Source organism: Streptomyces sp. B8-7 (assembly GCF_058833805.1).
In genome coordinates this window covers 492,254-517,046 of the sequence record NZ_JBYRRL010000001.1, presented here as the reverse complement: position 1 = coordinate 517,046, position 24,793 = coordinate 492,254, and the positions used below count along the sequence as shown (strand labels likewise).

The 24,793-nt window shown below is 74.3% G+C and carries 17 protein-coding genes; 7 read left to right on the top strand and 10 right to left on the bottom strand.

Features of this window, described 5'->3' with window-relative positions; translation table 11 throughout:
• Positions 1–69: 69 nt before the first annotated feature.
• A complete protein-coding gene (locus AC5K6T_RS02230) occupies positions 70–1,449 on the bottom strand; it encodes an FAD-binding oxidoreductase (RefSeq protein ID WP_493205111.1) in 1,380 nt (459 codons plus the stop codon).
• Positions 1,450–1,611: 162 nt separating this feature from the next.
• On the opposite strand from AC5K6T_RS02230, the gene AC5K6T_RS02225 reads away from it, so the two are divergent.
• Together AC5K6T_RS02225 and AC5K6T_RS02220 are read left to right on the top strand one after the other, a co-directional pair.
• Positions 1,612–1,962, top strand: a complete 351-nt coding sequence (locus AC5K6T_RS02225) for a VOC family protein (protein WP_493205109.1) — start codon at positions 1,612–1,614, stop codon at positions 1,960–1,962.
• 5 nt (positions 1,963–1,967) lie between these two features.
• Positions 1,968–3,122: a class I SAM-dependent methyltransferase gene (locus AC5K6T_RS02220; protein ID WP_493205108.1), complete on the top strand. Its 1,155-nt coding sequence runs from the start codon at positions 1,968–1,970 to the stop codon at positions 3,120–3,122.
• Positions 3,123–3,399: 277 nt separating this feature from the next.
• Here the strand turns inward: AC5K6T_RS02220 and AC5K6T_RS02215 are convergent, their stop codons facing one another.
• The 7 genes from AC5K6T_RS02215 to AC5K6T_RS02185 all read right to left on the bottom strand — a co-directional run bounded on the left by AC5K6T_RS02215 (position 3,400) and on the right by AC5K6T_RS02185 (position 10,312).
• Positions 3,400–4,284, bottom strand: a complete 885-nt coding sequence (locus tag AC5K6T_RS02215) for an alpha/beta fold hydrolase (RefSeq protein WP_493205106.1) — start codon at positions 4,282–4,284, stop codon at positions 3,400–3,402.
• 21 nt (positions 4,285–4,305) lie between these two features.
• On the bottom strand, positions 4,306–5,670 hold the full coding sequence (locus tag AC5K6T_RS02210; RefSeq protein WP_493205104.1) for an NAD(P)/FAD-dependent oxidoreductase: 1,365 nt from the start codon (positions 5,668–5,670) through the stop codon (positions 4,306–4,308).
• Between the two features lie 2 nt (positions 5,671–5,672).
• Positions 5,673–6,503: an ABC transporter permease gene (locus AC5K6T_RS02205; RefSeq protein ID WP_493205102.1), complete on the bottom strand. Its 831-nt coding sequence runs from the start codon at positions 6,501–6,503 to the stop codon at positions 5,673–5,675.
• Entirely contained in the window at positions 6,500–7,315 is an 816-nt protein-coding gene (locus AC5K6T_RS02200; RefSeq protein WP_493205100.1) for an ABC transporter permease, read from the bottom strand. Before AC5K6T_RS02200 ends, AC5K6T_RS02205 begins: the two co-directional genes overlap by 4 nt.
• A complete protein-coding gene (locus tag AC5K6T_RS02195; protein WP_493205098.1) occupies positions 7,312–8,250 on the bottom strand; it encodes an ATP-binding cassette domain-containing protein in 939 nt (312 codons plus the stop codon). Before AC5K6T_RS02195 ends, AC5K6T_RS02200 begins: the two co-directional genes overlap by 4 nt.
• Before the next feature lie 53 nt (positions 8,251–8,303).
• Positions 8,304–8,573 (bottom strand): acyl carrier protein, encoded by a 270-nt coding sequence (locus AC5K6T_RS02190; protein WP_493205096.1) that lies wholly within the window; start codon positions 8,571–8,573, stop codon positions 8,304–8,306.
• Between the two features lie 74 nt (positions 8,574–8,647).
• Positions 8,648–10,312, bottom strand: coding sequence for an AMP-binding protein (locus AC5K6T_RS02185; protein WP_493205095.1), 1,665 nt, complete (start codon positions 10,310–10,312; stop codon positions 8,648–8,650).
• Positions 10,313–10,461: 149 nt separating this feature from the next.
• Between AC5K6T_RS02185 and AC5K6T_RS02180 the strand changes: the two genes are divergently transcribed.
• Positions 10,462–12,069, top strand: coding sequence for a (2,3-dihydroxybenzoyl)adenylate synthase (locus tag AC5K6T_RS02180; RefSeq protein WP_493205093.1), 1,608 nt, complete (start codon positions 10,462–10,464; stop codon positions 12,067–12,069).
• A 113-nt stretch (positions 12,070–12,182) separates the two neighbouring features.
• Positions 12,183–12,938 (top strand): 4'-phosphopantetheinyl transferase family protein, encoded by a 756-nt coding sequence (locus AC5K6T_RS02175; RefSeq protein WP_493205091.1) that lies wholly within the window; start codon positions 12,183–12,185, stop codon positions 12,936–12,938.
• Here the strand turns inward: AC5K6T_RS02175 and AC5K6T_RS02170 are convergent.
• Positions 12,893–14,107: a cytochrome P450 gene (locus tag AC5K6T_RS02170; RefSeq protein WP_493207292.1), complete on the bottom strand. Its 1,215-nt coding sequence runs from the start codon at positions 14,105–14,107 to the stop codon at positions 12,893–12,895. The two genes, AC5K6T_RS02175 and AC5K6T_RS02170, sit on opposite strands and share 46 nt — an antisense overlap.
• 197 nt (positions 14,108–14,304) lie before the next feature.
• Between AC5K6T_RS02170 and AC5K6T_RS02165 the strand changes: the two genes are divergently transcribed.
• Positions 14,305–15,543, top strand: coding sequence for a cytochrome P450 (locus tag AC5K6T_RS02165; RefSeq protein WP_493205090.1), 1,239 nt, complete (start codon positions 14,305–14,307; stop codon positions 15,541–15,543).
• Between the two features lie 216 nt (positions 15,544–15,759).
• Here AC5K6T_RS02165 and AC5K6T_RS02160 read toward each other — a convergent pair whose 3' ends face one another.
• Positions 15,760–18,165 carry an AfsR/SARP family transcriptional regulator gene (locus AC5K6T_RS02160; RefSeq protein WP_493205089.1) on the bottom strand — a complete coding sequence of 802 codons (2,406 nt, stop codon included), beginning with the start codon at positions 18,163–18,165 and terminating at the stop codon, positions 15,760–15,762.
• Between the two features lie 1,148 nt (positions 18,166–19,313).
• On the opposite strand from AC5K6T_RS02160, the gene AC5K6T_RS02155 reads away from it, so the two are divergent.
• Positions 19,314–20,591: a DUF6623 family protein gene (locus AC5K6T_RS02155; protein WP_493205088.1), complete on the top strand. Its 1,278-nt coding sequence runs from the start codon at positions 19,314–19,316 to the stop codon at positions 20,589–20,591.
• 230 nt (positions 20,592–20,821) lie between these two features.
• Positions 20,822–24,046: a tetratricopeptide repeat protein gene (locus AC5K6T_RS02150; RefSeq protein ID WP_493205086.1), complete on the top strand. Its 3,225-nt coding sequence runs from the start codon at positions 20,822–20,824 to the stop codon at positions 24,044–24,046.
• The last annotated feature ends 747 nt before the right edge of the window (positions 24,047–24,793 follow it).

Genomic DNA, 24,793 nt, shown 5'->3' with positions numbered 1-24,793 from the left:
CCGGACCCCCGCACGGGGTCCGGGCGCCGTCGCAGGCCCGCCCGGGTGGAGCGGGCGGGCCCGCCCGGCTCAGGTCGCCGGCTTGATGTTGTTGTTCGTGTGGAAGAAGTTCTCGGGGTCGTAGACCGCCTTGATCCGGGTCAGCCGCTCGTAGTTCGCGCCGTAGGCGTCCTCGATGCGCTCGGCGGAGTCCGCGCCCAGGTGGTTGGCGTAGACCGCGCCGGTGGTGTACGGCAGGAGTTCGGAGTACACCTTCTCGGTCCACTCGACGGCCTCCTCGTCCTTGGCCGGGTCGGTCCAGGAGGTGAGGATGCTGGTCAGGTAGCCCTCGCGGTGCAGGAAGGGGGTCTCGGACGCCGGCACGTTCGACATGACGCCGCCCATCAGGCCGCCGCCGACCAGGCTCCGTTCGGAGGGGGCGTTGACGAACCCGTCGGCGAGGATCTGCAGCGGTTCGTCGCGCAGTTCGGGCAGCAGGAACGAACGCGGGTAGTACCGGTGACCGGCGACGGTGTTCTCGTCGAGCATCCGCTGCACGGCCACGTACGGCATCAGGCCGCAGTGGTCGAGGAGCGCGCCGGTGCCGAGGCCGCGCATCCGGCCGATCAGGTCCTCGGTGGAGTCGTCGGGGGCCGCGTGCACGAAGCCCAGGCCGATCGCCGGTGCGCCGCCCGGGGCGGTGAGGAAGGCGAAGGAGGTGGTCAGCTCGTCGGGGGCGGTCCGGTTGAACTCGTCGAGCCGCCGGGCCACGTCCACCGTCTGGTCGATGGGGAAGGCGAGCAGCCCCGCCATGCAGTCGCCCTGCGGGTACAGGTCGAACTCGAAGCGGGTGGCCACGCCGTAGTTGCCGCCGCCGCCCCGGATCGCCCAGAACAGGTCGGGGTGGTCCTGCGCGGTGGTGGTCACCAGCTCGCCGCTGGCGAGCACGATGTCGGCGGAGACCAGGTTGTCCACCAGCAGACCCCGGTAGCGGGCGAGCCAGCCGAGGCCGCCGCCCAGGGTGAGGCCGCCGATGCCGATGTACGACTCCTGGGAGCCGGTGACGGCGAGCCCGAAGCTGGTGGTCTCGGCGTCGACGTCGCCCTGCTCCAGGCCGGGCTGCACGACCAGGCGCCGCCTCGCCGGGTCGACCCGTATGCCGCGCAGCCGGGAGGTGTCGAGCAGCAGTCCGCCCTCGACGGTGCCGGTGCCCGCGAAGCAGTGGCCGCCGCCCTTGACGGCCAGTTCGATGTCGTTCTCACGCGCGAAGTTGACGACCTTGATCACGTCGGACGCGCCGTCCACCTGGACGATCGCCCCGGGGCTCTTCTGGAAGTACCCGTTCCAGATCTGCTTGCGCTCGTCGTAGTCGGTGTCCTGCGCGGTGATGGTCCGGCCCCTGATCGCCTCCCCCAGCTCCGCGAGCCTGGATTCCGGGATGGCCGTACCGGTCGCGGTGACGAGTCCCACGTCAGTCCTCCTTCGGGGTTGGCGAGTTCGGCCGGCGCGCCCTCGCGCGCAGGGAGGCCGGTGCGAGGAGAACGTACGGCCGCCGGAGGGTCCGCGACGCGGGGGTGAAAGAGGGCGGAAAGGCCCCCGGGGCCGCGGGGCGCGGTGGTTACGCTGGCGCACATGTCTGCACTCCGCGCGATGCCGCTGCTCACGGTGAGCGATCTCGATTCCGCAGTGGAAGCCCACGTCCGGGTCACCGGAATGGAAGTGATCATGAATCACGGCTGGATCGTCACCCTCGCTCCGCCGGCCGACCACTCCGTGCAGGTCAGCCTGATCACCAAGGACCCCACCGGGCCGGTGAACCCGGCGGCCTCCATCGAGGTGGCGGACCTGGACGCGGCGCTCGCCGGAGCCCGTGCCGCCGGCCTGGAGATCCTGTACGGCCCCGCGGAGGAGGAGTGGGGCGTACGGCGCTTCTTCTACCGGGACCGCGACGGCAACGTCGTCAACGTCCTCGCCCACCTCTGACCGCCGTGGCACCCGCCTTCCGCACCCCCTCCCCCGCCCGGCCGGGGAGACCGGCCGCGCCCGCGGCGGACTCCCCGCAGGCGTTCTCCCTGCGGCTCTTCGGCGCCGGGCTCGCCTCGGCCGAACTGATGACCTGCTACCTGGGCCTGGAACTGGGCCTGTACGAAGCCCTGCGCCGCACCGGCCCCGCCACGGCCGCACAGGTCGCCGCGGAGAGCGACCTCGACGCCCGGATGGTACGGGAGTGGCTGGAACAGCAGACCTGTGCCGGGGTGCTGACCGTCGACGCACCCGACGCGCAGCCGGAGACCCGGCGTTTCACGCTGCCGCCCGCCCACGCGGAGGCGCTGCTCGACGCCGGCAGCCCGCACTGGATCGCGCCGCTGGTGGTGATGCCCATCGGCGGCATGGCGGCCGTGCTGCCGCAGCTGACGGACGCCTACCGCGGCCGCCGGGGCCTTCCGTACGCGGCCTACGGCGAGGCCCTGCGCGGGGGGCAGGCGGGCCTGAACCGCGGTGTCTTCGAGCACCACCTGCCCGGCTGGATCAGCCGCCACCTGCCCGACATCGACGCCCGGCTGCGGGTGCCGGGGAGCAGCATCGCCGACGTGGCGTGCGGTTCCGGCCTCTCCACGCTGGCGCTGGCCCGGATGTTCCCCGACGCCGAGGTGCACGGGCTCGACCTGGACGAGGCGTCGATCAGGGACGCCGAGGCGAACCTCGCCGCCGCCGATCCCGCGGAGGGGCTGGGCGACCGGGTCCGCTTCCGCGCCGGGGACGCCGGTGAGGCGGGGGGAGAAGGGCCGGCGGGACACACCCTGGTGTGCGTGTTCGACGCCCTGCACGACATGTCGGCGCCGGTGGACGTGCTCCGGGCCTGCCGCCGGCTGATGGCGCCCGGGGGTGCGGTGCTGCTGATGGAGCCGTCCGTCGGCGAGCGGTTCACCCCGGCGGCACCGGACAGCGAGCGCTTCCACTACGCGGTCAGCGTGCTGCACTGTCTGCCGGTCGGGATGAGCCGGACGCCGAGCGCGGCCACGGGCACGGTGATGCGGCCGGACACCGTGCGCGGATACGCCGCCGAGGCGGGCCTGGACACCCGGGTGATCGACGTGGGGCACCCGTTCCACCGCCTGTACCGGCTCACGGCCCGGCCGTAGGGCGTGTTTCGAAAGTAGCGTCGTCTGCCCGAAGGGCAGGTCTGGCGGCGTCTGGTGCGTGCGATCGCAAGGCGGAGGGTCGCCCCGATACTGGATGTATCGGGGCGAGCCCGACAACGCGGCGAGCGTGCGTGCCAGACGCCGCCAGGCAGGCGGGACTTTCGAAACACGCCCTGGCGCGGCAGGGCAACGGCTCCCGGCCTCTCACGGAGGCCGGGAGCCGTCCCGTTGCGGGAGGTCTCCGCCGTCCCGGCGCCGCCCCCCTTCCGCCCGGGCGTCAGCTGTCTTGCGTGCGGCTCTCTTCCGTACGGTCCTCGGAGAGCCGGCGTGAGCCGCGCGGGGTACCGACCCTGCCCGAGCGCAGGTAGTCGGCGACCAGCGCGTTGACCTCGGTGGGCTTCTCCAGCAGGCAGGCGTGCCCGCAGTTGCGGATCTCGGTGTACTCGGCGGTGGGGATCAGGTCCGCCAGCTCCCGCGACAGGTGCCGGGGGGCGACGATGTCGTGCTCCATGCCCACGACGAGCAGCGGCACCCGCACCGCGGCCACCTCCTCGTCGCCGGGCCGGAAGGCGGTGCTCGCCTCGGCGTGCCCGATGGCGCCGTGCCCGCCCGACTCCGCGAGGCCCGCCAGCCCGTCCAGGTAGGGGGCGATGAACTGGTCGCGGTTGAGCGCCCGCGGCCCGAACAGGTACATCGCCCGGAAGACGCCCTCCAGCAGGGCCGGCACCTGGTGCCCGTTCCTGAGCCGGTCCACCGCCTCGGCCTGGATGGCCTGCTGCAGTGTGCCGGGCTTCCACGGAACCCCGATGAGCGCGGCGCGCTCGATGAGTTCGGGGCGCTTCATCGCCAGTTCCAGCAGGATCATCGCGCCCACCGAGTAGCCGATGTAGGTGCAGGGGCCCAGCTCCAGCGCCTCGTTGAGTGCGGCCAGGTCCTGCCCGAGCAGTTCCACCGTGTACGGCGGAGCGGTCTCCTCCGAGGGGTGCACACCGCGCAGGTCGAAGGTGACCACGCGGTGTCCGGCCTTCGTCAGCTGCGGCACCTGCATGGTCTCGAACAGGGACGCCTGGTGCTGTCCGGGCACGAGGACGACCACGGGGCCGTCCTCGGGGCCGTAGATGTCGTAGCTCAGCGTGACGTCCGTGGGCAGGGTGACTTTCATCGTGTTCCCTTCTGTGGGCGCTCAGCCGGTGACCAGGCGCTCGAAGTCCTGACGGCTGGGTCCGACGTGCTCGCGCCGGAGTTCGGGGTGCTCCCGCAGGAACGCGAGCACCCGGCGGGCCACCTTGCGGTCCCGCATCAGCTCGGCCGGGGTGAGCAGCATGTGGTAGACGCGCTCGGCGGCGACGCGCACGTGCGCGTCCTCCTCGCGCAGGACGGCGAGGGCGGTGAGCACGCGGGCGGTGAGCGAGTCGTCGTGCGCTCCGCCCGCGAGTTCGGCGAGCCGGGCGGCGTCGGTGGCGACCTGCTGCTCGAACCACAGCCCCAGGCACCGTTCGGTGGCCTCGTGGGTCTCCACCGCCCAGTCCGGCGGGTCCCGGTCGAGGCGGCCGAGCTGGTCGGCGACGGTCCTGGCGTGCGCCAGGGCGAGGGACACGCCGCGTCCGAAGGTGGGGTTGGTCTGGACGCAGGCGTCGCCCACCAGCGCGAACCCGGTGACCAGCGGGGCGCCGTCCGCGACCAGCGACCGGCGGCGGTTCTCCAGACCGGCCATCGGCATCGGGGCGCCGACCGGCGTCGCCCCGTCCAGCCAGTCGCGCACCGGAGCGACGCTGGCCAGGAACCGCAAGTAGACCGGGAGTTGCAGCAGCCGGGTCCGTGCGGGGTCGTGGGAGGAGACGGTGGTCGACAGGTGGAAGCGGCCGTTGTCGCCGGGGAAGGCCAGCACGGTGGCGAAGTCGAGTTCGTGCACCACCGGGGCCCGCAGGGACGGGAAGCGGCCGCCCGCGTCCAGGGCGAACTCCTGGGCGATGTAGGAGAACCCGCACGACTGGACCGTCTCCCGGGGCGGGGTGCCACCGATCGCGGCGAGCCAGGCGGCCGCCGGGGACCTGCGGCCGGTGGCGTCCAGCACCACGTCGGCGGCCACCTCGCCGCCGCCCGCGAGGCGCACCCCGCGCACCCGGGGAACGCCGTGCGGCGTCCCGGCGCTCAGCAGTCCGGTGACCCTGTCGTGCAGCAGCGTGACCGCGGGGCCGGCGGCAGCCCGGCGGCGCAGCGCCGCCTCGAAGACCAGCCGGCGGCTGAGCAGGCCGAGGTCGTCGCCGCCCGTCTCCAGGGGCACGGCGACCGCACCGCGGCCGGTCAGCTCCGCCAGCACCTCGGGGCACTCCTCGCGCAGCACCCCGATGCCCAGCCCCAGCAGGGCGTGCCCCTGGCGGGCGTGCGGCACACCGCGCCGCTCCCAGTCGGCCACCTCGGTGTGGGGCCCGCCCCCGGGGGGCGGGCCGTCCCGTTCGACCAGCGTCACCCGGTGTCCGCGGCGGGCGGCGAAGACCGCGAGCCCGAGACCGGCCACTCCCCCGCCCAGTACGACGACGTCCGCCACGGTCAGCCGCGCTTCACGAGCGTCGAGAAGCGGCGCGTGGCGACGCCCGTGCACACCGCCGTGACGCCCAGGGTCCAGGCGGCGGTCCCGAGCACCGGCGCGGTCAGCGCGCCCTGGTGGGAGAGTCCGGCCAGTGCGTCGGCCGCCAGCGAGACGGGGTTGACGCTCACCGCCGGCCGGATCCAGCCGGGGAACGCCTCCAGCGGTACGTAGCCGCTGGACATCAGGGTCAGGACGAGCGTGGGCATCTGCACGTAGCGCACGATGACGCCCGGGTGCTGGGCGACGAGGGCGACGGCGACGGCCAGCGCGCTGCACATCATCCCGAACAGCGCCACGATCCCGAAGAAGCCGAGCGCCGCCAGCGGCCCCCGGGAGAACCGGAAGCCGACCGTGTGGGCGACGAGCGTGACCAGGACGGCCACCCCCATGATGCGTACGAAGTCGCCGCCGATCCGCCCGAGGACGTAGGCCCGCATGTCCAGCGGCATCGCCCGCAGCCGGTCGAACACCCCGCTGCGGATGTCGCTCCACAGGGCGATCGCCGTGGTGAGGACCGAGGAGAACGCCGTGGTGAGCACGATCAGCGGGGCGAGCCGCCGCACGTAGTCGACGTCCTGGGTGTCGCGCACCAGCACGTCGAAGGCGGCCAGCAGCATGAAGAGCTGAAGCAGCGGGAAGGCGACGGTGACGATGATCATCATCCGGTTCCGGACGAACTGGCGGAGCACCCGTCCGGCGATGACGACGCAGGCTCCGGCCAGAGTGGCCGGGTCGGGCGAGGGGGACGGCGGCACCGACGGTGCCGCCGTCCCCGGCGACTGCACGGTCATCGGATGGCCACCTTCCTGAAGGCGACGGTCGTGGTCCGGAAGAAGAGGGCGAGGAGACCCGCCACCCACGCGAGGCCGGGCAGCATCGCGCCCCAGGTGAGTTCGGCGGTCGACAGGGCGCGCAGCGCGTCGATCACCGCGGACACCGGGGAGGCGGTGACGACCGGCTGGAGCCAGCCGGGGAAGAGGTCCGCCTCGACGAAGCCGGTGGAGAGCACCAGCAGCGGCAGATACGGCAGGTGGAGCACCGCGCCGAGCGCCTCCAGGTTGCGCAGGCGCAGCGCGATGGTGGCCGTGGCCAGCGACAGGGCCACGGTGAACGCCACGGCGAACACCGCGAAGCCCAGTGCGGCGAGCACTCCGTGGTCGAAGCGGAAGCCCGCCGGGAGCCCGGCGAGCACGATGGCGACGCTGGACAGGAGACCCTGCAGCGCCACCACGGCCAGATGCGCCAGGCTCATCGCGCGCAGGTCGACCGGGCTGGTCAGCAGGCGGGTGAAGACGCCGCTGGAGCGGTCGGCGGCCAGGTCGGTGGCGCTTGCGATGGCCACGAACATCAGGGCCTGGACCAGGACGGTGGGCGTGACGAAGCGGCCGAACTCGATGCCCCGGGCGTCCAGCATTCCGGCGAAGGTGCAGTAGAAGACGGCGAAGAAGAGCAGCGGCTGCACCACGGTGGCCACCAGGCCGCCCCGGGAGAACGAGCGCGTTCGCAGCCGGTCGAAGAGCACCTGGAAGTCGTGGTGCCGGCCGGCCGGACGGCCCGGCGGCGGGGCGGCGGGCGCCGCCGCGGCACCGGGCGCGGTGCTCATCGGGTGGCCTCCTTCTCCATCGGCTCGGTGAGGGCGAAGAAGACCTCGTCGAGCGTCGGCTTGGTCACCTCGATGTCGGCGATCCGCAGTCCCCTGCCGTCCAGCCGGCCGAGCACCGTGCCGACGTCCTCGGGGCGCGCCACGGGCACGGCGACCTTGTCGCCCTCGGCCGTCACCCCGGGGAGGTCGCCGAGGGCCCGGCGGGCCGCTGCGGTGTCGGCGGCGCCGGTCAGGGTGAGGCGGCACATGAGGCCGCCGACGTCGAGCTTGAGGTCGTGCGAGGAGCCGTCCGCGAGGACCCGGCCCCGGTCGATGACGACGATGCGGTCGGCGAGCTGGTCGGCCTCCTCCAGGTACTGCGTGGTGAGCAGGACGGCGACGCCCCGTGCGGCCTCGGCCCTGACCATGTCCCACAGGAGTCTGCGGCTGCGCGGGTCGAGGCCGGTGGTCGGTTCGTCCAGCACCAGCACCGGCCGCGGGACCACCAGGCTCACCGCGAGGTCGAGGCGGCGGCGCATGCCGCCGGAGAGGTATCCGACGGGGGTGTACGCCGCTTCGCCCAGCTCGAACCGCTCCAGCATCTCCCCCGCCCGCTGCCGGGCCGGGCCCCTGCCGAGGCCGAGGAGCCGGCCGAAGAACACCAGGTTCTCGCGCGGGCTGATCTGTTCGTCGAGGGCGGCGAACTGCCCGGTGACGGCGATGTTGGCGCGCACCAGGGACGGGTCGGTCGCGGGGTCGTGGCCCAGGACGCGGACGGTGCCGCCGTCCGGCCGCAGCAGCGTGGTCAGGCAGTTGATGAGGGTGGTCTTGCCCGCTCCGTTGGGGCCGAGCAGGCCCAGCACGCATCCGGCCGGTATCCGCAGCGACACCCGGTCGAGTGCGGTCTGCTCGCCGAATCGCTTGGTGAGGTCCGAGAGGAGGATCGCCTCGGTCATCGTGGCTCCTTCATTCCTTCATGACGTCGTCGTGCTCGGGGCGGTGGCGGCGCTCACGACGGTGTCCGGACCTCGACCTGGCTCAGGACGTAGCTGAGCACCTGTTCGGTGGTCTGGATGGCGCGTCCGGTCTGCTCGTCGATCGGGGGCAGGTCGAAGTCGTCCTCGATGGCGAACGCCATCTCCAGCAGGGCCAGGGAGTGGAACCCCAGGTCCTCGACCAGACGCATGTCCTTGCCCGGCTCGAACCGCTCCCGCTCGGGGGCGAGCTGCTCGATGATCGCGAGCACGGTCTCGCGCACCTCTTCACTGGAGTAGGACATGTGGTCTCCTGTTCTGGGGCCGGTCGGGCAGGGGTGTGCGGGGCCGGTGAGGCGGGCCGGTGAGGCGGGGCCGGTCAGGCGGGGCCGTCGCTCGCGGCGGGCACCGCGTCGAGGACGTGGTCCCGGCTGAGGTGCTGCCACAGCTGACGGCGGCGGCTCTTGCCGCTGCTGGTACGGGGGATCGCGCCGCGGGGCACCCGGGCCACGTGCCGGCGGGTGCCGGGGCAGGCCGCGGCGAGCACGTCCGCGGCCACCTCGGCCGCCCGGGTGTCGAGTCCCTCCAGCACGGCCACGGCGTGCGGGCGGCCGTCCGCCTCGCCGAGCACGACGCAGACCCTGCTCAGGTTGAGTCCGGCCCTGCCGAGCATGAGCTCGACGTCCTCGGCGAAGAGCGAGCGGGCGTGCACCTTGACGCTGTCGCCGGCCCTGCCCAGCACGTAGAACTCGTCCGCCAGCCGGAAGGCGACGTCGCGGGTGAACAGCCGCCCGTCCGCGAAGGCGGTGCCCCCGGCGGAGCCGTCCGCGAGGTAGCCGTCGGCCAGCGAGGAGCCGGAGAGGGCGAGTTCGCCGACGTGGCCCTCGGGCAGGGGCTCTCCGTCCTCGCCGACGACCTCCACCGTCAGGCCGTCCAGTGCGCGGCCGCAGCTCATCACCTGGACCGTCGCCCGGTCCGTGTCCTGGGCCGCGAGGCTCACCTCCGCTCCGATGCGCAGGTCGTCCCGGTGCACCAGGACCGCGCGCGGGACCTCCTCGACGGGCACCCCGGTGACGGCGAGGGTGCTCTCGGCCAGCCCGTAGGCGGGGGTGAGGGTGTGCGGGGACAGGCCGTGCGGGCGCATCAGCTCCGTGAAGCGGGTCACCAGTGCGGGGTCGATGCGCTCGGCCCCGACGATCACCGCCCGGGTGCGGGAGAGGTCGGCGCCCGCCAGGTCGGCGTGGCCGACCCTGTCCACGATGCGCTGCAGGCCGAACGCCGGGGTGGCGGTGATCGTGGCGGGCTGCCCGACCCGGTTGGCGTCGAAACGGGTGACGTACGACAGCGGATGGCGCAGGAACGTCTCGGGCCTGCACACCGCCAGCCGGTTGTTGCCGGAGACGGGCACCACCAGGCAGCCGATGAGCCCCATGTCGTGGTGCATCGGCAGCCAGGAGCACCAGGAGTCGTCGCGCCCCGCACGCTCCCAGGAGCGGATCGCCGCGGTGTTGGCGTCGAGTGCGGCATGGCTGATCCGCACTCCGCGCGGGCGGCCCGAGCTGCCCGAGGTGAACTGGACGAGGGCCTGTTCGGCGGGGTCCCGTCGGCCGGGATCGCCGGCGGCGAGCTCCTCCAGGGCCAGGACGCGGGTGCCCGGACCGGTCTCGGCGAGGACGTCCACGGCGTAGTCGTGGTGGGCGGCGTCGACCACCACGGTGCCGGCGTCCAGCGCGGCGACGACGGCGCGGACGTGGGCGCGGGCGGCCTCGCCCGACATCCGGGTGGGGGGCGCCAGCACGCTCACCGCGCATCCGGCGGCCTGCACCCCGTAGAAGGCGGCGACGAGGTCGGGGCCGGTCGAGCACAGCAGCGGCACGACCGCCCCGCGGGGCACGCCCCGCGCGATCAGCCCGCCCGCGATCCGGAGCGCCGCGTCGGCGAGTTCGGTGTAGGGCCGGTAGGTGTGGGAGACCTCGTCGAACATCTCCACACCGCTGTCGTCGCGAGGTGCGTCGAGCCAGCTCAGCGTACGGGGACGACTCATCCATCACTCCTAGGCGGGGCGTCCCGGGGGCCGGGATCTCGTCGGCGACGCTGGTGACGATAGGAGCGATCGCGGTGGCGCCCCCCGTCTCTTTCACGGCTCTGTTCGTCCCGGCCGGCGCGGCCCCGGGCGCCGGGACACTGGCTGTCATGGATGAGTTCACGCCGTGGAGCGACGAGGACGCCGCCCGCTACCGGGCCGCCGGGATCTGGCGGGGGGTGCCGCTGGGCGACGCGCTGACGGAGACGGCGCTGGCCTTCCCCGGCCGGACCGCGGCCGTGGACCGCACGCGCCGCGTCACGCACGGCGAGGTGCGCGCCGAGGCCGACGCCGTCGCGCGCGGTCTGCTGGCCCGGGGCGTGAACCCCGGGGACCGGGTCATGGTCCAGCTGCCGAACGTCGTCGACTTCCTCACCGTCACGGTGGGGCTGTTCCGGGCCGGGATCATCCCGGTGTTCGCGCTGCCGGGACACCGGGAGAGCGAGGTGCGGCACCTGATCGAGGCTTCCGGGGCGGTCGGCTACGTGACCGCCGGCCGCTTCCAGGGCTTCGACTACCGCACCCTCGCCCGGCATGCCGCGTCCCTCCCCGGCGTCCGCACGGTGGTCGTGGCGGGTGACGGCGCGGGCCTCACTCCGCTGTCCGAGGTCCGCGCGCAGGGCGCAGGCGGCGGACCGCTGCCCGAGGTCGATCCCTCGGGTGTGGCGTTCCTGCTGCTCAGCGGCGGCAGCACCGGCAGGCCCAAGCTGATACCGCGGACGCACGACGACTACCTCTTCAACATCAGCGCCTGCGCCCGGGCCCTGGAGTTCGGCGCGGAGAGCGTGTACCTGGCGGCGAACCCGGCGGCGCACAACGCCGCCCTGGGATGCCCGGGGGTGCTCGGCGCGCTGCTGGTGGGCGGCACGGCGGTCCTGGCCGCGAGCCCCTCCCCCGACGAGGTGTTCCCGCTGATCGAACGGGAGGGCGTCACCCATACCACCGTGGTGCCCGCCCTCGCGGCGCTGTGGTCCAGGGTCGCCGCGCAGCGGCCGGTGGACATGAAGGGCGTCCTCCTCCAGGTGGGCAGCTCCAAGTTCGACGAGCAGGCCGCCGGCCGCACGCAGTCCGCGCTCGGCTGCCGCATCACGAACTGGTTCGGCATCGGCGAGGGCCTGCTCACGTACACACGCCTGGACGACCCGGAGGAGGTGGTGCACGGAACCGAGGGGCGCCCCCTGTCCGAGTTCGACGAACTGCGCCTCGTCGACGAGGAGTTGCGCGAGGTGCCGACGGGCGCCGTGGGCGAGCTGGTCACCCGCGGCCCGTACACGATCAACGGCTACTGGAACGCGCCGGAGGCCAACCGCACCGCGTTCACCCCCGACGGCTTCTTCCGCACCGGTGACCTGGCCAGGCTCACCCCCGAGGGCAACCTGGTGGTCGTCGGCCGCGCCAAGGACGTGATCAACCGGGGCGGCGAGAAGGTGTCGGCGGACGAGATCGAGGGGCACCTGCGCGGCCACGAGGCCATCGACGACGCCGCCGTGGTGGCCCGGCCGGACGCCGAACTCGGCGAGGCCGTCCTCGCGTTCGTGGTCCCGGGCGGCGGGCCGGGGCGGGCGCCCACGCTGACGGAGATCAAGCGGTACCTGGCGGGCAGGGGGCTGGCCGCGTTCAAGCTGCCCGACGAGGTGCGCGAGCTGCCGGCGCTGCCGCGCACCCCGGTCGGCAAGATCGACAAGGTGGCGCTGCGGGCGACGGCGGCATCCGGTTGACCCGCGGCACGGCGTTCCCCGGCCCGGCCGGTGGGGCGGCGCACTCCGGTACGGCCCGTGCGGCCCGTGCGGAGCCGGGCACCGGCACCGCCCGTGCGAGGGCCGTCCCCGGTGTGATCCGGACGCTGCTGCCCGCGTACGCGGCGGCCCTGGAGAGCACCCGGGAGCTGACCGGCCCCGCGCTCTTCGAGGCGGAACGGCGGCAGGTGGCCGACGCGCTGCCCGCGCGCCGCGCGGAGTACGCCACCGTCCGACGGGTGGCGCGCGCCTGTCTGGCCGAACTGGGCGTCCCGCCCGCCGCACTGGTGCGCGGCACCGGCGGTGCGCCCCGGTGGCCGGCCGGGACGGCCGGCTCCCTGACGCACTGCCGGGGCTACCGGGCGGCGGCGGTGGCCCGGTCCCGGGACGCCGACGGTATGGGCATCGACGCCGAGCCGTGCGCCCCGCTGCCCTCCCGGGTGCTGGCGCAGGTGACCTCGGCGGCCGAGCGGGCCCACCTCGCCGAGCTGGGCGCGGCCCGGCCCGGCGTGCCGTGGTGCCGGGTCCTGTTCAGCGCCAAGGAGGCGTACTACAAGGTCTGGTATCCCGCAACGGGACACTGGCTGGGCTTCGACGACGCCGAGGTGGTCCTCGAACCCGGCCCGGGCCGGGGCACGTTCGCGGTGCGGCCGGTCTCGGGCGGGGTCCGCCGGGCCCGCCGGGCGGACCCCGACTTCGACCCGGCCGCCACCGGCTTCCCGGCCCTGAGCGGACGGTGGGCCGCCGGTGCGGGCCTCGTGGTGACGGCGATCGCCGCGCCGGCGGGCTCCCTGCCGCGCCGGGCTCAGGCGGGCCGGACCGCCACCGGCACGCTGCGGTGGGCCCAGTAGGGGAAGCGGAAGCCGCCCGCGCTGGGCTCCCACTCGCCCTCGCCCGCCGACTCGATGTCCGCGAACCGGGCGACCAGCCGCTCGAAGACCACCGCCCCTTCCACCCTGGCCAGCGCCGCGCCGAGGCAGTGGTGCACTCCCCCGCCGAAACTCAGGTGCGGGTTGGGCGACCTGGTCAGGTCGGCCCGGTCCGGATCGTGGAACACCCGCTCGTCGTGGTTGGCGGAGGCGAGCAGCAGCACCACCACGCGTCCTGTGCGGACCGTCAGTCCCGCGACCTCGATCGGCTCCAGGACCATCCGGGTCGTGGCGTGGATGGGCGCGTCGTAGCGCATGAACTCCTCCAGCGCGCTGCCGACGACGCCGGGGTCCTCCCGCAGCTGCCGCTGCGTGTGCGGCTGCCGCACGAGGAGGTCGCCGCCGGTGGCGATGGCGTTGGTGGTCGTCTCGAAGCCCGCGTAGTAGACGAACAGCGCGTTGTCGATGATCTCCTCGTCGGTCAGCGGCTCCTCGCCGTCCTTGACCGCGGCGAGCATCCGCGACAGCAGGTCCTCGCCGGGGCGGCGCCTGCGCTCGCGGACCAGCTGGGCCATGTAGTCGCGCAGTTCGACCACGGCCCCGTGCGCCTCACGCTGCTTCTCCGGCGGGATGAACACCGCGAAGGCCTGGGCGAGCGAGGTGGCCAGGCGGGCGATGTCGGCCCGGTCGGGGCGGGGGATGTCCAGCAGCTCGCTCATCACCGTCATCGGTACGGGCACGGCCAGGTCGGCGACGAGGTCGAGGCGGCGCTCGTCGGCGAACCGGTCCAGCAGGCCGTCGACGAGCCGGGCGACGGGCTCGCGCAGCCCGCGCACCATCGCCGGGCTGAGGGACTTGACGAGCAGTCGGCGCAGCCGGGTGTGGCCGGGCGGGTCGCGGTCGACGACGATGCGCCGCAGGTAGTCGTTGGCCGGCCCCGCGCCCACCGACACCGCCTGGTACTCCTCGGGGAACTCCCGGCCGAGCCGGGGGTCGCGGAGCAGCGCGGAGACCTCCTCGTGCCGCGGGAAGACCCACTGTCCCGGACCGCCCCGGCAGACCGGGCCGTACGCGCGCAGGCGGCGGTAGACCGGGTAGGGGTCGCGCATGGCGCGTGCGTCGTCCAGCAGGAAGCGCGGCATGTTCAGCACGGTGTTCAACGCTGCGTCACCTCCCGGCACCCTCGGGTGCGCGGCTCGGGTCCGGTGGTTGCCTGGCCCGCCCAGTCTGCGAGCCCGCTCCGGGGCGCCGGACGGCGGTGAAGGACTGGCGACAGGTTCCCCCGCCCCCGCTCCGGAGCTGTCAGGCTCACCGGACACCACGCGCAGTCACAGGAGGTGCCGGACGCATGCGAGAGCTGCCCGTCAAGTTCGACTCCCGCGATCCCTCCGTGGTCGCGGACCCCTACCGGGTGTACGCCGGTCTCCGCGCGGCCGGCCGGCTGGCGCGCGGCGCGGCCGGCCAGTGGGTGGTGTCGCACCACCAGGACGTCAGCCGGCTGCTCAAGGACCGTCGGCTCGGGCACGAGTACCCGCCGGAGTACCACGAGTTCTCCACCGGGGCGGGGCCCGCGAACGAGTTCCTGAAGCGGATCGTGCTGGACCAGGACGCGCCCGCGCACACCTTCCTGCGGGGCATCATGCAGCGTTCGTTCAGCCCGGGGCTGATGCGCAGACTGGAGGACTACGTCGCAGCCCAGGTGGACCGGCTGATGGCCGGGGCCCAGGACCGGGCGGGCCCGGGCGGGGTGCTGGACGTGGTCGGCGACCTGGCCTTCCCGTTGCCGGTCACGGTGGTCTGCGAGCTGATCGGCATTCCGGACGTGGACCGGGACGCGGTGCGGCCGCACGCGGTGGAGCTGGCCAAGGCGTTCGCCCTGTACGTGCCCGTGGAGGAGCGGGCGGCGGCGCACGAGGCGGTGACCTGGCTGCGCGACTACGTCTCGGCGCTGGTCGACGAGCGGGCGAAGCGGCCCGCCGACGACCTGATCAGCAATCTGCTGGCCGCCCGGCGCACGCATCCCGGCTTCGACCGGGAGACGCTGGTCGACAACGTGGTGTTCCTGTTCTTCGCGGGCTTCGAGACCACCACCAACCTGATCTCCACGATCTTCTCCGCGCTGCTGCGGCACCCGCAGCAGCTGGCCCTGTTGCGGGACCGGCCGGAGCTGGCGGTCCCGGCCGTGGAGGAGTTCCTGCGCTACGACGCGCCGATCCAGGCCACCGCGCGCTATGTGAGGGAGGCGGTGGAGATCGACGGCCGCACCGTGCGCGCGGGCCGCATCCTGGTGCTGCTGCTGGGGTCCGCCAACCACGACCCGGCCCGGTTCGCCGACCCGGGACGGCTCGACATCACCCGCGACCCCAATCCGCACGTGAGTTTCGGTGGCGGGGTGCACCACTGCCTGGGCGCGGCACTGGCCCAGGTGGAGGGGCGCGCCGTGGTGCGGTGGCTGGCGCACGCACCGGCCACGCCGACCGCGGCCGGCGTCGTGGAGCGGCGGCCCAGCGTCACCTTCCGGGCCTACCGCAGCATTCCGGTGAGGTTCGAGCCCGCCGAGCGGCCGCGGGTGGCGTCCGCGCCCTGACTCCCGCCCGTCCGGCCGGCGCGGGGTGCGCCGACGCCCCGGCCCCGGCCGCTTTCGCGCCCCGCCGCCGCCGACCGCACCGCCGCGCCTGCGGCCTCCCCGGGCCCGCGCGGGCCCGGCCCGGAGGATCCGCCCGCGGCGGGCCCGGTGAGGAGGATCCGCCCGTGCGGGCCCGGGAGGACGTCGCGCCGCACCCGTGCGGTCCGGACGGCCCGGCTACGGCGCCCGCTCCCCGGAGCGGGCGCCCCGGGTTCCGGCCGGGCTCATCGCCGCGGCGGTCAGCGTCGCGCTCTGCTCCGGCAGGCCGATGTCCCGGCAGACGGCCGCCAGACCGAGCAGTGCCGTGCGGTACGCCTCGGCCTCCCGGGAACCGGTGGCCCCGCCGTCGTGCTCCTGGCTCCTCTCCTCCTCCTTCCCGCAGGCGCCGCCGCCTTCGGGTGACAGGACGAACCGCAGGTTGCGCGCGAGCTGCGCGGCCGGGCCGAAGAACTCCTCGTGCCCGACGGCGCACAGCGTCTCCACCATGGCGGGCAGTTCCCGCTCGCAGATCTCCGCCGCCTCCTTCCGGCTGCTGATCCCGGGGAGCGCGGGGAGCACGGGGAGGTGGGGGAGGCAGGGGACGGCGTCGGGTCCGGCACCGGACCCGACGTCCGGCCGCCCGAGCAGGAGGCGGCTCCGGGAGGTGACCGCGAGGTGGTGGGCGAGCAGCCGACGGAGCGCGGAGTGCCGCCCGCCGCCGCGCAGGAGCTGCTCGAACTCCCTGGTGCCCGTCGTGACACCGGCCACGAGCCCGTGCAGGGAGTACCGGCCGATGCGGGGCTGTTCGAGGAGGTTCACGTCGACCAGGCCCTCCAGCAGCAGCTCGGCTTCGGCCGGGCCGGTGCCGAGCAGGGCGGCCGCCTCGTACACGTCCGGGCTCGCGTCCGGCACCAGGGCCAGCACGCACAGGGCGTGGTGCTGCGCCGCGGTCAGCGCGTCGAAGGAGAGCCGGAGCACCGACCGGACGCTCCGGTCGCCCGCCTGGAGTTCGACGGGGCGGCGGCGCATGTCGCCCATCCGCTCCACCAGATGGCGCAGCGTCCAGGTGGGGCGGCTGCGCAGTTTGGCGGCGGCCAGGCGCAGTGCCAGCGGGAGTCCTCCGCAGTACGCGACGAGCCGTTCCGTCGCCTCGGACTCCAGTTCGCCTCCGAGCAGCCGCTCGACGAGTTCCCGGGAGTCGCCCGCGTTCATCCGGGTCACCGGGCAGGGCTCGGTTCCGTCGAGGCCGTAGAGGCGACGGCGGCTGGTGATCAGGGTGAGGGAGCCGTTGCCCGGCGGCAGCAGCGGCACGATCTGCGCCTCGCTCGCGGCGTTGTCGAGCAGCAGCAGCACCTTGGAATCGGCCAGCCGGGCGCGCCACATGGCCACCTGGCTGTCCAGGTCCGCCGGGATGCGCTTCGCCTCGACCCCCAGTGAGCCCAGCAGCACCTGAAGCGCCTCGGCGGGTTCGCGGGACCGCTCGCACGGGCTGAAGCCGTGCAGGTCGACGTAGAACTGACCGTCCGGGAAGTCCTGGGCCAGCCGGTGGGCCGCGTGCAGGGCGAGAGCCGTCTTGCCGATGCCGCCCATGCCGTCGACGCAGATGAGCAGCGGCCCCGTGCCCCGGGAGCCCGCCCGGGCGGTCCGCAGCAGGGTGCCCACCTCCTCCCGGCGGCCGACGAAGTCGGTCAGCTCGTGGGGCAGGGTGCAGGTGGCCCGGACGGGCACCTTCCGGACCGGTGGTGCCACCTGCTGTCCCCCCACGACCAGTTCGGCGGCAAGGGGCTGTTCGTGGTCACGGGGCGGGGCTCCGGCGCGCAGGTAGGCGAGCGCGTCTCCGCACAGCACCGCTTCGTGCACCCGGGCCAGCGAGTGATCGGGGTCGATGCCCAGTTCGTCGCGGAGCAGGGTGCGTATCTCGGCGTACTCGGCGAGCGCGTCGGCCTGCCTGCCCGAAAGGGACAGCGCGAGCATGAGCTGGGCGCGCAGGTCCTCCGCGAGCGGGTGCTGCGCCACGAGGTCCCGGAGGTCCTCTATCACCAGCGCCGGCGCCGACGAACGCAGCCGCAGCGAGATCAGTTCCTTCTGGACCGCGAGCCGCCGCTCCTCCACCACCCGTGCGGCCGCGCGGATCAGGCCGTTCTCCAGCTCGTCGCCGTCGACGATGTCGGCCGCGACCTGACCGCGGAAGAGGGACAGGGCCGTCTGCAGTTCCTGCACGAGCTGGGCCTCGCCCGCTCCGCCCGCCGCGAGCTTGCGGGCCCGCAGGCGGCGTTGGTTGAACTCCACCAGGTCGGACTCACTCGCGCCGACCTTCAGCCGGTAGTTCGGGCCGTCGGTGAGCAGGTGCGCGCCCGCGCCCGGTATCGACTGGCGGAGCTGGGCGACCGCCTTGCGCACCTGGTTGGAGGCGGTCGCCGGGCAGCACGAGCCCCAGACCGCCTTGGCGAGGCGGGGGGTGCTGAGCACTTCGCCGGGGGACAGCATCAGCACGGTGAGCACCCGGCGTGCGACGGTGCCGGGCAGACGGGCGGGGGAGTCCCCGCAGCGCACCGCGACCGACCCCAGCACCTGGAAGCGCAGGCCCTCTTCCCGCGAGGTCATGCGGCCGGCTCACAGGACGCGGGCCGTGCCGTCCACCGTTCCCCCGCGGCGGTGACGGCTCTCGGACATCGGGGGCCGGCCGACGGTGTGTCACCCCCCGCCGTGCCCGGGTGCTCTTCGCGACGCTCCGCGACGGCATCTTCTTCCAGCCCCATGCCATCCCCCAAACCGCCTGAACCACGACAGAAAAACTGCCCCACCCCTTGACAAGAAGACAGAGGCATCCCACACGGGAAGACAGACACGGCGACCCCGGTGGCCACCGAAGCCACGCAAATCTGACACAAGAAGCACACAAACGTGCAAGGCGTACCCACGAACGTCATTCGCAAACGTGTCCGAATCAGCCTCGCCGCCCCTCGGGGGCAAATGGGGCCACAGACACGTGATTCGCCTGCCCCGATGGGCGGAATCCTCCATTCTGTCGCACGCTGCCGATGCCGGATCGACTGAAAGCGTGCAGTCTCCGCGCGTTCCGGCCCCGTCCGGCGCCGTCGTCGCCGGACGTCGTCCGCCGTCGTCCGCCGTCGACCGCCGTCGACGAGAACCGGGGGACGACCGTGGTGAGCCTCCCCCGGGACGACTCCGACCGGCCATTTCACAGGGCGACATTTTTGGACGTCGCGGAGGGCGCCTTCGCGTGACGCGCCGCTTGGCGCGGGGAGCCCGGAGCGGACGCCCGCACGGCCGGCACGGCCCCCTCGTTCGCAGCGGCCCCGTGCGGAAACGCGGTGCGGAGACGGCAGCTCGGCCCCCCGTGGCCTCCGCGTTCGGGGCCCGCGGACGCCGTGGGGTCGTCCGGTGCTCGCGGGGGAGGACGACCGGGTACTCCCCGCCGGGGATCACCGACGGTCACGACACCGACGGTCACGACACGGACGACGACGGCCACGGCCGCGGTCCGTCCACACCGATGCCACGCCGCACCGCCCACCGTTCCCGTGGCGCGGTGAGCGCCCCGTGCGGCCGGACCCGCCGGGCTCCGCCACGGCGCAGTGTCCCCCTCCCCCTGCCACGTCCCCGTACGCGGGCCCCGCGCCTCCGGCCGGAACCGGCACATCGTCCCGGCGCATGCGGAGATGCACGCGGAGAACACCGGGCCGACACTGGGAGGGGGCCAAGACCGCGCCCGGAGCCGAGGTGACGCCATGAGAGAGCAGCCGGCGCCTCGGGACGACGCGGAACTCCAGACATTCCTCCTCGGCCTCGGCTATCTGGCGTCCCCTGCCGACTCGTCCCGGCCCGAGGCGTCCGCCGGACCGAGAGCCGTCGCCTTCCTGGCGCGGGCAGGCGGTCATGATGCCGCCACCAGGGCCGCGTTGGCCGCGTTCCAGGCCGACCACGGGCTGCCGCCGACAGGGGACGTGGACACCCCCACGCAAGAGGCGATCCACAACGTCTTCTGCCGTGAAGGCCACAGCCGGGTGCTCGATCTCGCACTCCCAGGACCGGAGGAGAAACGCGTCTACTCGTACCGCATTCTGAACAACCCGCCGCGGCTCCCGGCATCCGACGTGTCGCACGCCGTCGCCATGGCGTTCTCCATCTGGGCGCTGCACACACCCCTGGTGTTCCCCCAGGTGCCCGAGACCACGGACTCCGACATCACGATCAGCTTCACCCGGATGGACGGCCCCGGAGGCGTCTTCGGGAACGCCCTCATCGAGCTGGACGTGGACGAGCCCTGGAGTGTGACCCCGGTTCCGGGACTGGCGACCGTGGACCTCACCTCGATCGCCCTGCACGAGATCGGCCACCGGCTCGGCCTGAACCACAGCGATGAACCGGGCTCGGTGATGTGGGACTCGTACTCGCCCGGCGATCGCTACCGCCGGCTGCATTCCTCCGATGTGACCAGCGTGCGCGCCCTGTACGGCAGTCCGGCCGTCCGCGAGATGGTGTGGAGCCACGGTGCCTCGGTCACCCCTGAACACCCGGAAGCGCTGGCTGACTTCAGACCGAGGGGGTTCAGGGCCGTCGCCGCAGGGCTCTCCGGAACCAGTGAATGGTTCCATTTCCCCCTGCCCACACCGGTGTTCCGTGACGGTCGGGCCAGCCGCCTGCACGGGATCCATCTGCGACTGCTGACGCACTCTTCCGTGGAGATCGAAGAAGTGCACATCTGGGACGGAGACCGTCTTCTCGCCAAGCACCGGCTCGACTTCGCCGGTCACGCGAACGCCGAACTTCCGAGGCGGTGGGACCTGCGACTCGGAGTGGCCGACAAACCCCTGCTCTACGGCGGGGTGAACGTCTCGGTCCTGATCGACTTCAAGTTCGGGAGCACGGCTCGGCGGCGCACGGTGGAGTTCGCGGGAGCCGGCCTGGCCCTCATCGACCCCGAGGTGCGCCGATTCCCTCCCGACCGGACCCACGCGCCCGGATGGGAGCAAGCCGTCGGCCGACCCACCCGACCGAGCCCCTGACCGTCGGCACCGGCGGCAGGTGTGCCGCCCTCCCGGTGCGCGCGGATGCCGACGTGGCGCTCGGATGCCGGCCGGGAGCGGCAGTCGACCGAGGAGGGGGACGGGCCGTGACCCCGTTCCTGGCCCAGGGTTCTGTGCCGGCCGGGCCGTTGATCCACGCCCCCTGTCGCTGCGGCCTCGGCGGAAGGACACTCGTGGGCAAGGGAGTTGCCGCAGGAGGGGGACGGGGCGTGCGGGACGCACATCGGGTGGAGGCGGAGCGGCTGCTGGCGCGGGCCGTCGAGGAGGAGGTGCGGCGGTCGGGCGGCGACGGGCAGGTGCTGCTGACCCGGGCGCGGGGCGCCCTGGACGCGATGGCGCAGGCGGCCGCGGAGGAGTACGAGGCGTTCGTGCGGGCGCTGGACGAGGCGGACGCGGGGCGGCTGACGTTCGCGCAGCGGTACGCCCGGTCGGGTGGCGGGACGCTGCTGGTGGCGGCGGTCGCCGCGGGCTCCGCGGTGGTGGCCGACCTCGCGCTGGGCACGGCGGCCGGGACGGCGTTCGGCGCGGGGGCCGCGGCCGGCCTGGCGGGGGCCGCGGCCACGGTGGTGCGGGTGGCCGGTCGGCATCTGCCGGCCGCGCACCGGCGGGCGGGCGCCGCGGGCCGGCCGGGCGGCCCGCAGCAGTTGCGGCTCCAGTGGCTGACGACGCTGGAGGTACGCGGCATCCGGCCGTATCTGGACCAGCAGCGGATGCTGGCGGCGTCGACGGGCACCGGGAAGGCTCCGCCCGGACTGCTGGGTGCGGACAAGAGCGGGGCGGCGCGGGTGCGCAGGGTGCTGGAGCAGTCCTTCGGGCAGCTGCCTCAGGGGTCGGGGCCGTTCGCGGGGCGCCGGGCGGAGCTGGCCCGGATCCGGCAGTGGGTGCAGGCGGGCCGTGCCCACACCAGCACCCGGCCCACGGTGGTGGTGCTGCACGGGGAGCCCGGCAGCGGCCGTACGACGCTGGCGCTGCGGGCGGCGCACGATCTGCGCGACCAGTTCCGCGGGGCCTGCCTGGTGGACCTGCGCGGCGGCGGCTCCGGGGAACGTCCGCTGCCGACGCGGGACGCGCTGCTGCATCTGCTGAACCGGCTGGGCGCGCCGCGCGAGCAACTGCTGTTCCGTGAGCGCTCGGCGGCCGACCGGCGCCAGAAGCGGCTGGGCGAGCTGTACCACCAGCATCTGACGGGCGTCCCCGTGATCGTCGTCCTGGACGACGCGTCCGATCCGGAGCAGGTGCGCACCCTGGTGCCGGAACGCTCGGACAGCCTGGTGCTGGTGACCGCGCGGCAGCCGCTGGACCTGGGGGCGGACCTGCCCGCCTGGGTGCACGCGCTGGCGGTGGAGCCGCTGACGGCCGAGGGCGCCACGGAGCTGCTGGGAGCACGGGCGGAAGGAACCGGTGACACGAAGGCCGCGCCGGACGCGGCGGCCGTGGAGCGGATCCGGACGCTGTGCGGCGGGCTGCCGCTGGCGCTGCGGATCGCCGGGTCGGCCCTGGACGTGCGGCCGGCCGGGGAGGCGCCGGGCAGGCGGTCGGCGTCGGAGCTGGCCGAGGATCTCGGCGCGTACGGGCCGGTGCAGCCGGTGGAGCGGGCGCTGTGGCTGCGCTACACCGACCAGCCGGAGGCCGCGCGGCGGCTGCTGCGGCGGCTCGCGCTGGCGGGCCGGGCCTCGCTGGGCGCGGCGGCGGCCGCGGCGCTGCTGGCGACGGACGAGGCGGAGGCCGCCCGGCATCTGGTGGCACTGGCCCGGGCGAACCTGGTCGACCATGTGCGCGGCAGCCGCTACCGGCTGCACGACGCGGTGCGGGCGTTCGCAGGGGCCCGGCTGCTGGACGAGGAGGACCCGGCCGAGCGCACGGCGGCGCAGGAACGGCTCATCGTGAACTACGCCGATCTCGCCGATGCGGTGCTGCGGCTGGTCGACGGCAACATGTCCACGCGTTCCGACCGGTTCGGCCCGCACGGCTTCACCTCGCTGGAGGAGGCGCTGCGCTGGCTGGACGACGAGTCGAGCTTCATCACGTCGGCGCTGCGGCACGCGGAGGGCGTGGACGAGGCGGCCGTGCTGAACCTGCTGGGCGCGCTCTGCGACTACTGCCTGCTGCGCGGCGACCTGTACCGGCTCGGTGAGATCGACGAACTGGCGCAGGCGGTGGACCAGGGGCTGCTGATCCGCTCGGTGCAGTGGCGCACCGGCATCGCGGCGCGGCAGCTGGGCGAGCTGGACCGGGCGCGGACCACGCTGTCGTCGGTGGTCGGCCTGTACCGCGAGGCGCGGCACGAGGCGGGTGTGGCGCGCGCCCTGTGCTCGCTGGGGATCACGCTGCACCATCAGGGACAGCTGACCGAGGCGGCTGCGCGGCTGCGCGAGGCGCTGGATCTGCAGGCGGCGCCCCGGCTGGCGACGGACCGGGCGTGGACGATGCACGCGCTGGCGGCGGTGGAGCGGGACCGGGCGCATCTGGCGGAGGCCCTGGAGCTGCTGGACCGTTCGCTGCGGCTGCACCGGGCGGGCGGGTCCGTGCACGGAGAGGCGTGGGCGCACTTCCAGCTGGGGCAGCTGCGGCTGCGGCTGGGCGATGTGCCGGCCGCCGAGTCGGAGCTGCGGTCGGCACGGGAGCTGTACGGCAGGACGCGGGACGCCCGCGGTGAGGCGTGGGCGCTGACGCAGTTGGCGCGGGCCAGGCTGGTGGCGGGCGACGCGGCCGAGGCGGTGCGGGCGCTGGGTCCGGCGCAGACCCGCCACCGGGAGAACGAGGACGCGCGCGGTGAGGCGTGGACCCTCTACTACCTGGGCCAGGCGCTGGAGGAGTCCGGCGACCTGGACCGGGCGGTGCGTTCGCTGGAACGTTCACGCACGATGTTCTCCCGGATGCGGGACGTGTACGGGCTGGCCTGTGCCCGGCATCACTCGGCCCGGGTGACCCGTGACCAGCGGGCCGCGCAGACCGGTTCGCTGCGCAACTCGGGGTTTGCGCGCCAGCTGCTGGTGGACGCGCGGGCCGACTTCCAGCGGATCGGGGTGGCGCACGGCGAGGCGTGGACCTGTCTGGAGCTGGCGGTGGTGGACGCGGGCAACGCGCGGGCCGGGCAGGCGCTGGCCCTGTGCGACGAGGCGATCGGCCTGTTCGCCGGGTACGGCGACCGCCGGGGCGAGGACTGGGCGCGCTTCCTGCGCTGCACGCTGCTGCCGTACGCCGCACCGGGCGGGGTCGAGGTCGGTACCGCGGTGGCGCAGGAGGAGCTGGCCCAGTTGTCGCGCGGGGGGCATCCGCTGCGGGACGAGAAGCTGGAGGACTTCGTGGAGGCCTTCGGGCTGCTGCTGGAGCGGGGGGTCTCGCTGGAGGCGGGCTGGGAGGCGTGGCGGCTGCGGATGGTGCCGGACCGGCATGCCCGCGAGGTCATGGGCGTGACCGCGGCGGTGTCCTAGGGCGTGTTTCGAAAGTAGCGTCGTCTGCCCGAAGGGCAGGCCTGGCGGCGTCTGGTGCGTGCGATCGCAAGGCGGAGGGTCGCCCCGATACTGGATGTATCGGGGCGAGCCCGACAACGCGGCGAGCGTGCGTGCCAGACGCCGCCAGGCAGGCGGGACTTTCGAAACACGCCCTAGCCAGGCGGGGTTCGGCGGGGCGTCGTCCGCCCGCAGGGCGGGCCCGCGGCGTCCGGTGCGGGGAGGCGTACCTCCCACGCCGCCGAGGCGGTGCGGGAGCGGCGCACGGCGGAGGGCCGTCCGCGTACCGAGCGTACGCGGGCGGTCCCGACGACGCGGCGAGGTGCCGTGCCGGGCGCCGCGGGCCGGGCGGGATCTGCGGCACACGCCCCGGTGCCGCGACCGGCCGGGGCGTGTGCGGGGCGGAAGCGGTGGGGCGACCCGAGGGTGCCTTCACAGGCGGCGCCGGCGGGGGCGCCCCGGTGCCGGGAGCCGGGTCGGGCGGCCGGGCCGGGCGGCCAGGCAGGGCGGCCGGACAGGGCAGCCGGACAGGGCAGCCGGACAGGGCGGCCGGACAGGCGGTGTCGCGGCTCGGCGGGCCCGGGGCGGGAGGCCGCCCGGGGTCACCGAGCCGCGTCGCGGCGTCACGCCCGGCCGTCCGCGGGGCCGGCCCCCGGCAGGGGACCTCAGCGGGCGACGTCCGGCGGGGGTGCGGCTTCCCGGTGGGGTGCGGCTTCCGGTGGGGCCGGG